This window comes from Verrucomicrobiia bacterium, assembly GCA_035460805.1.
Lineage (GTDB): Bacteria > Patescibacteriota > UBA1384 > CAILIB01 > CAILIB01 > DATHWI01.
In genome coordinates this window covers 15,520-29,848 of the sequence record DATHWI010000117.1, presented here as the reverse complement: position 1 = coordinate 29,848, position 14,329 = coordinate 15,520, and the positions used below count along the sequence as shown (strand labels likewise).

Annotated in this window: 13 protein-coding genes; 10 read left to right on the top strand and 3 right to left on the bottom strand. The window is 54.4% G+C overall.

Annotated features, from left to right (window positions below):
• The first annotated feature begins 26 nt into the window (after positions 1-26).
• Together VLA04_04845 and VLA04_04840 are read left to right on the top strand one after the other, a co-directional pair.
• Positions 27-1,331 (top strand): glycosyltransferase, encoded by a 1,305-nt coding sequence (locus VLA04_04845; GenBank protein ID HSI20993.1) that lies wholly within the window; start codon positions 27-29, stop codon positions 1,329-1,331.
• A 7-nt stretch (positions 1,332-1,338) separates the two neighbouring features.
• Positions 1,339-2,646, top strand: coding sequence for a glycoside hydrolase family 57 protein (locus VLA04_04840; protein ID HSI20992.1), 1,308 nt, complete (start codon positions 1,339-1,341; stop codon positions 2,644-2,646).
• Here the strand turns inward: VLA04_04840 and VLA04_04835 are convergent.
• Together VLA04_04835 and VLA04_04830 are read right to left on the bottom strand one after the other, a co-directional pair.
• Entirely contained in the window at positions 2,564-2,917 is a 354-nt protein-coding gene (locus VLA04_04835; protein HSI20991.1) for an MGMT family protein, read from the bottom strand. The two genes, VLA04_04840 and VLA04_04835, sit on opposite strands and share 83 nt — an antisense overlap.
• A gap of 133 nt (positions 2,918-3,050) precedes the next feature.
• Complete coding sequence (locus VLA04_04830) at positions 3,051-3,443, bottom strand: hypothetical protein (GenBank protein ID HSI20990.1); 393 nt, start codon at positions 3,441-3,443, stop codon at positions 3,051-3,053.
• A 336-nt stretch (positions 3,444-3,779) separates the two neighbouring features.
• Here VLA04_04830 and VLA04_04825 point away from each other — a divergent pair, with 336 nt between their 5' ends.
• Genes VLA04_04825 through VLA04_04815 form a run of 3 tightly spaced genes read left to right on the top strand, consistent with a single transcriptional unit; the run spans position 3,780 to position 7,644 of the window.
• Positions 3,780-4,112 (top strand): hypothetical protein, encoded by a 333-nt coding sequence (locus VLA04_04825; protein ID HSI20989.1) that lies wholly within the window; start codon positions 3,780-3,782, stop codon positions 4,110-4,112.
• A 6-nt stretch (positions 4,113-4,118) separates the two neighbouring features.
• Positions 4,119-5,879, top strand: coding sequence for a glycosyltransferase (locus VLA04_04820; GenBank protein HSI20988.1), 1,761 nt, complete (start codon positions 4,119-4,121; stop codon positions 5,877-5,879).
• Positions 5,880-5,883: 4 nt separating this feature from the next.
• Entirely contained in the window at positions 5,884-7,644 is a 1,761-nt protein-coding gene (locus tag VLA04_04815) for an amylo-alpha-1,6-glucosidase (protein HSI20987.1), read from the top strand.
• Positions 7,645-7,980: 336 nt separating this feature from the next.
• Here VLA04_04815 and VLA04_04810 read toward each other — a convergent pair whose 3' ends face one another.
• On the bottom strand, positions 7,981-8,460 hold the full coding sequence (locus VLA04_04810) for a hypothetical protein (protein ID HSI20986.1): 480 nt from the start codon (positions 8,458-8,460) through the stop codon (positions 7,981-7,983).
• 90 nt (positions 8,461-8,550) lie between these two features.
• Between VLA04_04810 and VLA04_04805 the strand changes: the two genes are divergently transcribed.
• The 5 genes from VLA04_04805 to VLA04_04785 all read left to right on the top strand — a co-directional run bounded on the left by VLA04_04805 (position 8,551) and on the right by VLA04_04785 (position 14,311).
• Positions 8,551-9,771 (top strand): DUF2157 domain-containing protein, encoded by a 1,221-nt coding sequence (locus tag VLA04_04805; protein ID HSI20985.1) that lies wholly within the window; start codon positions 8,551-8,553, stop codon positions 9,769-9,771.
• Between the two features lie 33 nt (positions 9,772-9,804).
• A complete protein-coding gene (gene glgP / locus VLA04_04800; protein HSI20984.1) occupies positions 9,805-11,565 on the top strand; it encodes an alpha-glucan family phosphorylase in 1,761 nt (586 codons plus the stop codon).
• A gap of 9 nt (positions 11,566-11,574) precedes the next feature.
• The gene (locus VLA04_04795; protein ID HSI20983.1) at positions 11,575-12,660 is read left to right on the top strand and encodes a glycoside hydrolase family 15 protein; all 1,086 of its coding nucleotides are present in this window, start codon (positions 11,575-11,577) and stop codon (positions 12,658-12,660) included.
• A 230-nt stretch (positions 12,661-12,890) separates the two neighbouring features.
• Positions 12,891-13,454 (top strand): adenylyltransferase/cytidyltransferase family protein, encoded by a 564-nt coding sequence (locus VLA04_04790; protein HSI20982.1) that lies wholly within the window; start codon positions 12,891-12,893, stop codon positions 13,452-13,454.
• Entirely contained in the window at positions 13,454-14,311 is an 858-nt protein-coding gene (locus tag VLA04_04785; GenBank protein ID HSI20981.1) for a deaminase, read from the top strand. The genes VLA04_04790 and VLA04_04785 overlap by 1 nt, the downstream gene beginning before the upstream one ends.
• Positions 14,312-14,329 lie beyond the last annotated feature (18 nt).

Below are 14,329 nucleotides of genomic sequence, written 5' to 3'. Positions count from 1 at the left end.
TGTAAATAGTTCGGTATCTGCCTCATGTGCGATACGAAAGGAGCGGCATCAACGTATTAATGCTGGGCTGGGAGTTGCCACCATACAACTCTGGCGGCCTGGGCACAGCTAGCCTTGGTTTGACAGAGGGACTTGCCCCACTGGGCGTGTCCATCCGCTTTGTAGTGCCCAAGGTTTTTGGTGCCATGCCATACACCCACATGGAGGTGGTAGATGCCACCGAGTACGGTACAACAGCGGACCTCCGTGAGCTGCTTGCGGATGCAGAAATCGATGAAGAGCTTCTTGCCTCTGCCGTTGGGTATGGCAACAAGCTCTCTATCGATGACCAGAAGCGGGTCTGGATTGAACAGATGGAAAACGGTGGTGCCCGTGTCCCCGCACATATCCAGGCCACCTGGTACGCCAACAAGGCAGAGCACATTGCCCGTGAGCAGGGCGACTACGAAGTCATCCACACCCATGACTGGATGACCTACTACGCCGGCATTGCTGCACAGAAAATTGCCAAGAAGGTACATCACAAGCATGTCCCTATCGTGGCACATGTCCACGCCACGGAAATTGATCGCTGTGGCATTCATGGCGACCCAGACATTATTGAGATTGAAAAGAAGGGCCTGGCTGCCGCTGACCGTATTGTTGCCGTAAGCCACTACACCAAAGAGGTCATCCACAAGCACTACAACATCCCACGGGAAAAAATCTCCGTGGTGTACAACGGCATCCCTACTTACCGGGAACCCGCTAAGTTTGACCTGGCCAAGCTCAAGAAAAAGTACAAGATTGTGCTTTTCATGGGCCGCATCACTATGCAAAAGGGCCCCGACTACTTTGTAGAGCTTGCCAAAAAGGTGACCTCCCAAGACCCAAATGTCCGTTTTGTCATGGTTGGGAGTGGAGATATGGAACGCAAGTGCATTGAGAGCGCCGCCCGCCAAGGCTTGACCGGCAAGATGCTCTTCTCCTCCTTCCTGCGTGGCGTGGATGTTGACCGTGCCTACCAGCTGGCCGACCTCTTTGTCATGCCATCTGTTTCCGAGCCGTTTGGCATCGTTGCCCTTGAGGCTATCCAGAACGGTACACCGGTACTCGTTTCCAAGCAGTCCGGCGTTGCAGAGGTAACCAACAACATGGTGAAGGTAGACTTTTGGGACACCGACAAGATGGCTTCAGAGGTAGTAAGCATCCTGCGCAGTCCAGCCCGCCGTCTCAAGCTTAAAAAGGGCGGCCTCGCCGACCTTACTCGCCTCACCTGGAACGACTCTGGGAAGGCCCTTCATGACGTATACCAAGACGTAGTCCGCACGTTCCGGCCGACCGCTTCTTAACCCTTTCATGCCTAGCGTCTGCTTTTATTTTCAGGTTCATCAGCCTTACCGCATGCGGCCCTACCGCGTGTTTGACATTGGCACAAAAGCCTCGTACTTCAACGACGAGCTGAACAAAGAAATTTGTGAGAAAGTAGCCCGCAAGTGCTACCTCCCTACCAATAAGCTGATGCTCCAGCTCATTAAGGAGAATCCTGGGAAGTTTAAGATCTCCTACAGCATTTCCGGCATCACCCTGGAACAGTTTGAAGAATACTCCCCCGAGGTTTTGGCATCCTTCAAAGAACTGGCCGCTACAGGGCAAGTGGAGTTTCTGGCAGAGACGTACTACCACTCCCTCTCCGCCCTCTTTGACCCGCAGGAGTTCCGCTCCCAAGTGGAGAAGCACGTAGAGGCCATTAAGGAGCACTTCGGTGTCACCCCTACTGCCTTCCGCAACACGGAGCTTATCTACTCCAATGAGATTGCCGCCATGGTAGAGGCAATGGGCTTCAAGGTGATGCTTACGGAGGGTGCAGACCAAATCCTGGGCCACCGGTCACCTGCCCACGTTTACGCCCCCATGCACAGCGACGACATGAAGCTCCTCCTTAAGAGCTACAAGCTTTCCGATGACATCGCCTTCCGTTTCTCCGAGCGCTCTTGGCCTTCCTGGCCCCTCACTCCTGACAAGTTTGCCATGTGGGCACATAAGCTTGCGGGCAACGGCGAGACGCTCAACCTATTCATGGACTATGAAACCTTTGGCGAGCACCAATGGGAAGAGACGGGCATCTTTGAGTTTCTGCGCCACCTGCCGGCCGCTCTCCTTAAACACCCAGATTTTGACTTTGCCACACCGAGCGAAGTAGCAGACCGCTACCCTGCCCGTGAAAAGCTGGACGTTCCCATTCCTATTTCTTGGGCAGACATGGAACGCGACACCTCCGCCTGGCTTGGCAACCCCATGCAGGATGGCGCCATTGCGTGGGTATATAAGGTAGGTGAGCAAGTGCGCGCCACCAATGACCCTAAGCTGCTGCACACTTGGAGGAAGCTGCAGACCTCGGACCACTTCTATTATATGTGCACCAAGTTCTGGGCTGATGGTGACGTACACAAACACTTCTCTTGTTACGAGTCACCTCATGAGGCCTACGTCTACTTAAGCAACATCCTGACTGACTTAGAGATGCTTCTAGAGGAACACCCTGTCCACGCCAAAAAGCGCTCTATGGATGCCTTCTCTGCCCCTAAAAAGCGCCCCGAGGCGGAACAACCGGCGCGTCCCACCAGTCTTCCCCGTCCACGACGAACACGCCCTCTTTCTCTGTAACCGTCCGGCCTTCTTTTTCTAACCAGAGCTTCTGATCGGCAGGCCCCGCCTGCTTGTTTGTTATGGTAAGCCAGCGCTTGGCATTAATGACCCGCCACCAAGGGATGTCTGTGTTCTCAAGGCCTGAGAGTGCCCCTAGTGCCCAACCCACCACCTGCGCCCCACGTGGCAAGCCCACAGATTTGGCAACCTGGGAATAACTAGCCACCTCCCCAAAAGGGATGGTGCGGATAGCGGCGTAGATATCTTGGTAGAGTGGGGATTTGGGCATAAGGAATAGCTATGTGCAGCGAAGAATGATCGGCTTTGCGCGTCTGTTTTGCGCAAAACGCAGTTCTGAGCGCACGGAGCTATTCCTAGTGTAGCAAATAAAAAAAGAGGCACCCTATGGGTGCCTCGCTAATTTATGCCTCCGGCTCTGCAACCGATGCAGGGTTAGTCCATGCGGACATGAGCATGTCTAGTTGCTTGAAGAGTTCCTCCAAGTCCTCAGAGAACGCAAGAAGATGCGCCTGCTTCTGCCTATAAACCCCCATCTCAAACTGCAAGTGCTGAATGAGCATCAGTAAGTCAAACTTTGCCTGCCACTCATCATTCCACTCCGCTTCCTCCTCTGGTATCACCCCAAGAAAAGGAGGGAGGTTGATAGTTTGGTAGAGCTCCATATTATGAAGGCGGAGGTGGGGCGCGCCAAACATATCTGGGGAGTTCAGGATCACCAAGCCCGAGCTCTCAGGATCCAAGGCCCTTAGCTTGTCCTTGTCTTCTTGAAGCCGCTCGTTGAGAAAGGATTCCATTCCACGCGGGTTATGGGGACCGCCCCGGAAAAAAGCATGGGGGCCCACAATGACCTTGGAGATATGCTTTTGGCATACTCTCACGACCTGCGCCACCACCTCCCTATTGAGTGCTCTGAAGCTTTCCATGTCTCTTAGGGTTGGGTGCTCAAGTAGAGACTTACTCTCTGAGCCAAAAGTAGGGACTGTAATTTTCAAGTTTCTCATCCTCCATATCTGATAATTGGCACAATAGCAGCTTTGCCCCTACCGCGCTATTGCATTTTATTTCCCCTCGTCATACAATATGAGAGTACATTTGTTTAAGTACTTCAACAGTAACCAGGAGGAAGGAATATGCCAATTCCTACAGAAGTTGAGGACCGCCGGCACTGGCAGGTCCCAGAGGGTAAAAGTTTCCAGTTGGTAAGCGGTCAGGAGCTTAAGAGCCTTGATGACCTTAGTGAGGCCATCAACCTTATTGACCCTGAGACATTCATGCACCACGTGAATGCTGAGAAGAATGACTTTGCGTCATGGGTCCAGCACGTTTTTGACGAGCAACTCCTTTCAGAGTACCTCCGTCGCTACCCTACTCCGCTCCGCATGATGGTTCACATTGAGAAGTTCCTCCGGAACAACCTGGCCCCGCTAGAAGATTCCAACGCCAACGCAGAGCAAGCCGCTTAAGCTCGCATGCCAAATATCGATCCTAAAACAGTCCTCATTGAGGCTTCGTGGGAGGTTGCCCATAAAGATGGGGGTATTTATACCGTCCTCACCACCAAGCTGGAACATGCGCGTGCCCACTTTCCGGGAACGCAGTATATTCCCGTGGGCGCATACCGCACCCCTATCCAGGACTTTTTAGAATCCGATGTTCCAGAAGAGTGGCGTGGCATCGCCACGAATCTTGAAAAGCTAGGTGTCGCCTTCCACTACGGCACCTGGCAAGTCCCTGGCAAGCCCGTCGCCATCCTCCTTGGATGGGACGGTCTTCTGCCGCAGCTCAACACCATGAAGGGGACACTTTGGACAGATTTCAAGCTGGACACCCTGGATGCAGGCCCTGATACCGACGAACCCCTGCTGTGGTCTGCCGCCGTGGGTCACTTTGTGGCAGAGTATGCCGCCGCCCACCCTGGCACCCCTATTGTTTTGCATGCCCATGAATGGCTCACTACTGGTGCCATCCTCATTGCAAAGCAGCGCAAGGCCCCCGTTAAGACCGTTTTCACTACCCATGCGACCATCCTTGGCCGCTCCCTCTGCTCAAACAACGAGTTTATCTACGATAAGCTAGATAGTTTCAAGCCGGAGGAAGAAGCCAAGAAGTACCGCATTGTCAGCAAGTGGCAGCTGGAGAAGCTTGGAGCTAACGAGGCGGATGTGTTCACTACCGTAAGCGAAGTGACCGCCAAAGAAGCCACTGCCTTCCTGGGCCGCAAGCCTATAGTGGTAGAGAACGGCATCGACGGTGCGCTCTTTCCTACGTACGACGAGATTGTGAACCAACGCCCAGAAATCCGCGAGAAATTGGATGACTTTATCAGCGCCTACTTCTTCCCCAGCTACCGTTTTAACCTGGCCGATACCCGCTACCTCTTCACCATGGGGCGGTACGAGTACAAGAACAAAGGGTACGATATTGAACTGGAAGGTTTGGGCAAACTCAACGAAGAGCTGAAAGCGGAAAAGAGCAATCAGACCATTGTCGCCTTCTTCTTTGTGCCTGGTGACAGCCTGCGCCTCCGTCCAGATGTCACCCACCAACTGGTCACCTACCAGCACCTTAATGGCATCCTTAAGGATTTCTCAACCTCTGAGGCCCGGCGGGTAGAACGCGAAATTTGGGACGATGTTGAATGCTCTTGCAGCCTTATGCCAGAGAGTGCGCGCGACCATGCCCGTCGCCTCTTGGATGGGGTACGCACCGACAAGGACCCGCTCGTTTCCCCGTTTGACCTGAGGCACCCTGAAGAAGACGCCATCATTAAGGGAGCGGCAGCATTTGGCCTTAACAACACCAAGGAAGACCGCGTAAAAGTCCTCTTCTTCCCTGTGTACCTAGATGGTTTCGATGGTGCCTTCAACCTGCCGCTCTATGATTTGGTAAGTGGCTGCGACCTAGGCCTCTTCACCTCCCTCTATGAGCCATGGGGATACACCCCGGTAGAAAGTGTGGCGCTTGGCGTCCCTGCTATCACCAGTACCCTAGCCGGGTTTGGCCAGGCTATTAAGGAAACCAAGGGAGCCTTTGTGCTGGACCGGGACAACGACAAACACGAAGAAGAGTTGGCCGAGTTAGTGCGCCTTATGCGACTTCCCCTGACCGAGTCCAAGCGCCAGTGGGTAGCGCGCCGCTTGGCAGCCTACCAGATTGTAGATGCCTTTGACTGGGCGGAGCTTTACCCTAAATACCTGGCCGCATACCAAACCGCACAAGCCTCAGACTAACCTTATGCGCGTCCGGCACATCTACCCTATTGCATCTTGTAGGAAAGAGGTAGAAGGCCCCGTAGGGTTCTGTATTGGAAGTGCCAGTAATTGGTTTGGCATGAGTACGGAACGGCAGAGCCGCTACGAAGGCTGGTTCATAGAAGACAGCCGCACCCTTCCTCACAGCTTTCTCAAAATACTCGAGAGAGTAAGCTATGTTAAAGGTGAAGAACACAATGTTCCCGCCTCCCCGCTCGGTGTCACCGTTAACGGCGAGCACGCTTTTTGGGAATATGCAGATGGCGCCCGGATTGGCTTTTATGCCCCACCCGATGTGCCTGCGCTGCGGTTCCAATCTGCCCGCAAGAGCGCCCTTTCCTTTACGTTCGACATCCGCGGCATTTACCAGAGTCCAGACGTGGGAAGGGCGTACCAAGTACACCAAGTACACCAAGTCCCCGGCGGCATTTTCATCCAGTATGATGACCCACTCATTGGCCAGACTGTATATGTGGCGATGAAGACCGATGGCGAGTTCACCCTTCAAGGAACCTGGGAAACCGTACAATACCCTTGGGACAAGGAGCGCAACTCTAGCCCCACAGAGAAAAGTGTCTACACCTTAGGGGTCTGCAATGCTAACTGGACCGCCTTTGGTGCCGGTACTTCGGCGGAAGCCGCCCAACAAGCCTGCGCCATGGCTGCGCGGGAGCCTTTTCCCCTGGTTGGGATTGGCATCGCCCACGCCTCAGACACCCTCACCGAAGAAGTCCACGCCGCCCGGTTCAGCACTGCCGAGACCTTGGCCATCCTTATGCACGAAACCGGCACCTATGCCGGGCTTCCCTGGTTTCACCAAGTGTGGTCACGTGACGAGCTGCTTGCTGCCCTCGGCATGCCCCGCACAGACCAGTTGGCTTGTATAAAGAAGTATCTCAAAACCAGCCTGGGCGGAGGTGAACTCCCCACCTTCGTAGGTTCCGGTACGACATGTGCCGATGGCGTAGGTTGGCTTGCCCTTCTCATCCGGGAATACGGCGTAAGCACCCTTAAGCCCACAGAGCAAAAGCGCGCCACCAGGTTCTTTCTGGAAGCATTGGCGGGGATCAGGGAAAGTCACTTCTCACCGGAAGGGCTGGTGACTTCTGGCCACAATGCCACCTGGATGGATACCATCGGCCGCAGTGGCTGCCGCATTGAGATCCAGGCCATGTACGGCCTTGCCCTGGAACTCTTGGGCGACCTTACAGAAGATCCAACGTACAACGAACAACGCAAGGCGTGGATCAAGCTGGTCCGTTCCCACTTCTTCAAGAAAGGCGCTCTCTGGGATGGCTATGACGATGCCACCATCAGGCCTAACATTTTCTTGGCATACCTATTGCAGCCAGACCTGCTTTCCGGCGTTGAGTGGGAGCGTGCCTTTGGCAAAGCGTTGGCCCCACTCCGCACCAGCTGGGGCGGCCTGGCTTCCCTAGATCAGAACCACCCCTCTTTCCAGGCGCACAGCACTGGCGAAGACAACAAGAGTTACCACCAAGGTGACAGCTGGTTCTTTGTGAACAACCTGGCTGGCGTAGCGCTCAACCGGTTTGGCATGAAACAATTTAAGCCCGTTGTCCAAGAAATCCTCCGTAGCAGTACGGAGGAGATTCTCTGGAAACACACCATTGGCCACTCTGGGGAAATTGCCTCCGCCGCTGATGGCGCATCTTGGGGCTGTGGCGCCCAGGCATTCTCTGCCGGCACGTATCTTTTCTTCACCGAAGAACTTGGTTTTTAGGCAAAGAAAAAAGCTCCCTTGCGGGAGCCCTGTGGATCGCTATTCAGTTTTTTGTGTGGAACTGTTACACCATACCTTCTTACCCTCTTCTTTGTCGTAAAAGTTTTGGCGATGTGACGCACTAGCTGCGAGCGAAGGCGAAGCCCTTCTCGTTGCTATGCAAGACGCGAGCGCGCTTGTGTGCGAGGCGCTTCTTGGAGCGCCTTTTGGCCGGGGCCCAAACATCGTTGGACGAAGACCTTCCGTGCACTACACGCTCAATCTTGTTCTCAATCACGAGCGGAACTTTACCACAAAAAGCCCTTTTTGTCAAGGGCTTTTAGGCTCTGGGCAATGTTATTCAGCAGGAACAGTACCGCAATCGACCCGTGAGATTTCTGACACCTTACCGTCTACCGCAGCAGCAATCTGCTCTTTCTTGGCGTTGTAGGAAACCGTCTCCCCCGCAATCAACTTGGACAACGCCCCCCGCTCTTGCTCCACATTCTGACCCGTCACCAAGGGAATGGCCTGCTCGTACGGTGCAATCGCTGCATTGTAATCGCGCTGCAAGGCTAGCAAACGGGAGTCGCTCCATTCCTGGAGCTCACGCAAATCCTTCTCCTTGGTAGCCTGACAGGCTACCGGGTCATCCGCCACCACACTCCCCAATACCGTCTCACCAGTAGAGACACCTGCCACTGCGCCTTTTTCCGCTACGCCTTCACGCCCATTCACCAACATATACTGGGCAATAGGAAGAATAAGCAGGGCAAAAAGGAACCCGCTTACTGCAACTACTTTCTGCAAAAGATGCTCGCGATCCAGATCGTTCATATACAACTATCATAAGCCGTATTTGCGATGGTGTACACAGGAGCCTATACTGAGCGCAAGCTAAATAGTGGGTTACCCCTGCACAATCACATGGAAGAACACGCTCCGCATCATCGTACCGCGCAGATCCTGGCCATTCTCGGTGGAATCTTGGTCGTTATGGGTATCTTGGCACTCATCATTGCCAGCTGGGCTTCGTTCACGCCAACCGGGCGCATCATTACGGCCGTGCTACCCCTGGTTATCCTATACGCCCTCACGGCGTTTGCCTCCCGTGACGCGGAATCGCACGCCATTAGTAAGTACGCCCGCATCACGGCAAGTGTCATTGCCCCGTTTGTCCTTGGCGTAGTGGTCTTCCAAAGCGGCCTTTACCCGCAAGTAGACGCGGCACTCATTGCCGCACTCGCGCTCCTCAGTGCCGCCAACTCTGGGATCATTGAGTTCCTGTACCGGGACAAGATGCACACCCCACTGACTATTACATCCCTCATAGTGGCCGATGTGGCCTTGGTCAGCTGGTTCAACCTAGAAGTGGCAGGTGCCGCTGCCCTCATTCTCATCACTGGCGCCCTCATGATTGCCCTTGCCCTCATTCAGAGCCAAGAGCCCGACCAGGAAGAGCGCACGACTGCCTGGCACAGTATTGGTGTCATTTTCTTCCTTGCCAGCCTCTTTATCCTTCCCCCTGCCCTTGTAGAGGGAATGCGCGGTGAAGAGATCAACGCAACCCTTATCCCGCTCTACTATGTAGCCGCCGGCTTCCTCTCCCTTGGCTTGGCCGTTGTCTACAGCCGCCTCTGGCAGGCAAACAAGGACTCTCACTACTACCATGGTATTCGCAGCTTTAGTGAGCACCTGGCTGCCGCCTTCATGATCATCCCCGCCGCGCTTGCCACCCTCCTTACCGATAGTTCCGGTGCCTTCCTAGTACTCCTTGGCGCAAGCATTGTGAGTATCGGCCTCAGCACACAGATCCGGGTGAGTTGGTTCCGTGGGCTCGGCGTAGCCGGCGTGGTTATTGCAGCCATCCGCCTCATTCTCCTCGGTATCAAAGAGTTGGCCGCTTTCTGGCCCATCCTCCTCCTCGTGGGTGGCATCCTCCTCATCCTTATCGCCGTCCTCAGCACCCGCCGCCAGACCCGCTGGTCCCATTCACTTATGGTCCTGCCAAACACAAGCTGGGAGCACCTAGGCGAAGAACTTCCTCAATTAGCACCCGCCGAACGGGCTCAGGTCCGTCACGATGAAGCAGGTTGGTTCTGGTTCATCTTGGCCATTGCCATCCTCTGGATCCTCAGCATGCTGTAGCCCTTTCCTGGAAGGGTCGGTATACTAAAGGTAATGAAGATTCGTGACCGCAAAAGAGGGGCTGCAGTCAGCACGCGTGTACAGAAAGGCAGTCGCCTGGTTGCTTATTTTTGTGCAGAATACGGCATTAACGATGCCACCCCTATTTACTCAGGTGGCTTAGGGGTTTTGGCTGGGGATATTGTCCAAGAGGCGGCGGAGCAAAAGCTCCCCGTTGCTGCCATTGGCTTGTTTTACCGCAAAGGATACTTTCACCAGCACGTAGACACCAAAGGCCAGCACGAGTTCACCACCACCATTGACCCGGTGGCAAGCGGCTTAGAGCTCATCAGGGACAAAGACGGGGAAACCGTCCTCATAGAAGTCCCTATCGCGGAGCGCATCGTGTATGTGCAAATTTGGCGTTGGAAACTTGGTTCTACGGTAAATCTCTATCTTCTTGATACGGACCATTGGAAAAACTCCGCCGAGGACCGCGCCATTACGGACCAGCTCTACAGCGGTGACCAGGCCAAGCGCATCGAACAGGAAATTGTGCTGGGTATTGGGGGCTTCCGGGCACTCCGCTTCATGAAGTACAAACCCGAGGTCTACCACATGAACGAAGGCCATTCCGCCTTCCTCTCCTTGGAGCTTGTAAGCAGCCTCATGCGCGACCAGGACATTCCTAGTGAGCACGCGCGCAAGATTGCCAAGGGCTGCCTCCGCTTTACCAACCACACCCTGGTTGCCGCAGGTAACGATGCATTCTCCCACACCCTGGTACGCAGCTACCTGACCCTCTTTGCGGCAGAGAGCGGCCTTACCATGAGCGAGATTATCAACTGGGGAAATGCGCCTGAACAGCCCAACTCCTTCTCCATGACCATGCTGGCACTGCGTATGGCCGGTGTTTCTACCGCAGTCAGCCGCCTACATGCAGAAAAGGCACTCTCCCTCTGGCCGCATCACCCGTTAGTCCCTATTACCAACGGCGTATTCCTACCTGGCTGGATTGCACCCGAACTGCAAAAGCTCTACGCGGAGTTTGCCCCGGAATGGCGCCCTAACGCCGCCGATCCTAAAGTATGGCGTGGTGTGCGGCGCATGCCACACGAGCGCCTCTGGGAGGTACACATGACCCTGAAACGGCGCATGTTGGCAGAGGTTGAGCTGCGTACCGGCATGCAGATGGACGAACGCGCCCTGACCATTGTCTGGGCCCGCCGTTTCGCCACATACAAGCGCCCGGACCTGCTCTTTAGCGACCTGAACCGTTTGAAGAAATTCATCTTCCGTTCAGACCGGCCTATTCAGATCATTGTGGCCGGCAAGGCGCACCCTGCCGACACCCAAGGCAAAGAGATCATCCAGAAGATTGAAGACTTGGCCCTTACCGAGTTACAGGGCAAGGTGGTGTTCCTGGAAGACTATTCCATTTCGCTCTCCCGCCTTTTGGTTTCTGGTGCCGATATTTGGCTCAACACTCCAGTCTTTGGACTAGAGGCTTCTGGCACAAGCGGCATGAAGGCATCCGCCAACGGCGTTGTTCAGGTTACCGTCTCTGATGGCTGGGCCCACGAAGTTGACTGGTACGGCATGGGCTACGAACTACCCGCAGAAGGCGCAGAGAAGGCCATTTACAGCATCCTGGAGCGCAAGGCCATCCCAACCTTCTTCCGGCGTAATCATGACGATGTCCCCGAGCTTTGGGTAGCCATGATGCTAGAGACCATCGCCAGCGTTTCCCCCGCCTACTCCAGTGCCCGCATGGTTCACGACTATACAAGAGAGCTCTACGACACGCAGGGCTAACAGACTGGTATGCCGCGCGCCCACTTAGACTACGACTCCATCATTGCCCACCACTTAAAGGTACTGGAAAAACTCCAGGCCCCTTCTGGGCTATTCAGGGCTTCCGCCTCCAGTGTGACTACCGGGTACGACAAGGCCTGGTTACGTGACAATTTCTACGAATGCCTGGCTTTTGAGTACGTAGGACGCTGGGATATCGTCCGCAAGACTTACCGGGCCATTTTGGATATCTTTCTCAAGCATGAGGCGCAGATAGACAAGGCAATCAAGAAGAAGCCCACCATTGCGCACGCCTATATTCACCCCCGCTACCACCCCACTACGTTTGAACAATTTTGGGAGGACTGGGGCAACAAACAGAACGACGCCGTGGGCGCCATTCTCTTCCGCATCGGCGAGCTGGAGCAGCACCCAGAGTTCAGTTTGATAGAAAACGCCAACGACAAACGCATCGTTCAGAAGCTGGTGAACTACTTGGAGAGCTTGGAATACTGGATGGATACGGACAATGGCATGTGGGAGGAAAACGAAGAGGTTCACGCCTCGTCCGTCGGGGCATGTGTAGCAGGTTTAAAGAAGATACAGGAGCTGGGTTTTATTAAGGTCAAACCCCAGCTTATTACGCGCGGCGAAGAGGTGCTTAGGAAGATGCTTCCGCGAGAAAGTGAGCAAAAATTCACCGATCTTGCCCTGCTTTCCCTCATCTACCCGTACAACATTGTGACCGCCACTGAGCGGGACGAGATTTTGCGCAACATGGAGTACCACCTAGTAAAGGACATGGGCGTGTTGCGGTACAAAAACGACATGTACTACAACAGCGATAAGGTAGACGGGCGCTCCCAAGAGGCAGAGTGGACCTTTGGTTTTTCCTGGCTTGCCATTATTTATGAGCAAATGGGAGACCAGGAAAAGGCAAAGCACTACTTGCAGCGGGCCATGGCTACGGTAAACAAGGGTGGTGATATTCCCGAGCTCTATTTCTCACACTCTCACGAGCATAACGAGAACTCCCCACTTGGTTGGAGTGAGAGCATGTTCATTGTGGCCACCCATCTCTTTAATGAGAAGTACGTTAAACCCTTTGGAAAATAGAGAGGCGTAGTAAAACCATTGAGAAATTCGTAAAGAATTTCGAGTGTGTTTTACGAAGCCTTCTCTATTTTCCTACTCCTGTTAGCATGATTTGGAGTCCAACTGGACTTTGACAGGAGCATGAAAGAATGAACACCGGGATTTTTAGTCCACGAGCCAATGTTAACGATCGCTTCATTCCGGACTATGCCAAACTCGCTGAAGTAGTTACCGCGTGCAAAACTCTTGGCATGAAAGTCGTCCTGACCTCTGGTTCGTACGACATCATCCACGAGGGTCACCAGGACTACCTTGAAGCTGCTAAGGCACTCGGAGATTTCCTCGTTGTCGGTCTCGATAGCGACGCAAAAATCCGACAACGGAAACAGAAGAGCGAATATGACTTGCGCCCGTTTTTTTCACAAAACGTTCGCGTCCGGCAACTAGCCGGCCAGCGACCCGTCGATGTCATCACCCTGAAGGATGTCGACCAAGAAAAGTGGGCGCTCATCAAAGTGGTGAAACCCCATGTCCTGCAGGCAACCAAGGAAACGTATAGCCCTGAGGAACTTGAAGCCCTCAAGGAGTTCTGCGGTGAGGTGGTTGTGCAGGAGCCCTTCGCCACTCAAGGCACTAGTGAGCACATGCGGCGCATGATGCGCGGCGGTGCCCAAGAGTTCCGCGACTCTCTTCTTCAAACCCTGCCGGAGTCCGTCTCAAACGACGTCCGTGACGCGCTTACAAGGCGTATTCCGGAAATCATCGAGGACGTGCTCGGACGGCTTCACGCTACCAGTGCCCAAGGCGGTGGCTAATGGGCGCTCTTCGCATCTTCCTTGGCTACGTGCCCACTCCCCATGCCGGGTACGAAAAGCTCCTTCAAGAGCTGGACGGGACGGTGAATGCCATCTACGTCATGGGATCCACCCTACTCGAACGCTATCCACACCTTAAAAAAGACCTCCGACGCCTCTCACCCGAGAGTGCAAGGAAATCTTTACGAGGAATGGGTTTTCGCGTGGAAGTCCTTGAGGAGGAGGCCTTGCGTGAGCACTTCGTCAATCAAAAGTGCACATTTGTCCTCCCTAACGAGGACATAATGCGCGACCTGGCGGATTGGCTGGGCATTACAGACCGTGTCGAATGGGTTTCCACCTTTCTCCGGCACACATCTGAAAACTCAACCACCCCCAAGGAGATCGAGTTTGACTGCGAGGTCAGCACCGAAGAGCTGCAGCAGCAGCTTATGGGCAAGGCCTTTCAGGTTTCTGAGCAGTCTTCAGACTGGTGGCGACAGGTTGGTGCCGTAGCGGTACGTGACGGGGAAATCCTCATCACCGCCTACAACCACCACCTCCCCACTGAGTACACCCCGTATATCGATGGGGATCCTCGGTCAGACTTCAAGAAAGGCCTCCACATTGAGTGCAGCACAGCCAACCATGCTGAGGCGACCCTCATCTCTCGTGCAGCCCGAAACGGCATCGCACTAGAGGGAGCAACCCTTTATTCCTCCACCTTCCCCTGTCCGCCATGTGCCAAGCTGGTTGCGGAAGCAGGCTTTGCCACATGCTACTTTGGCGAAGGGTACGGAACCCTCGATGGAGCAACCGTTCTTCGCGATGCCGGCACCAAGCTGGTGCGCGTACACATTAAAAGCCCCTCACCGTAAGGTGAGGGGTTATATTTT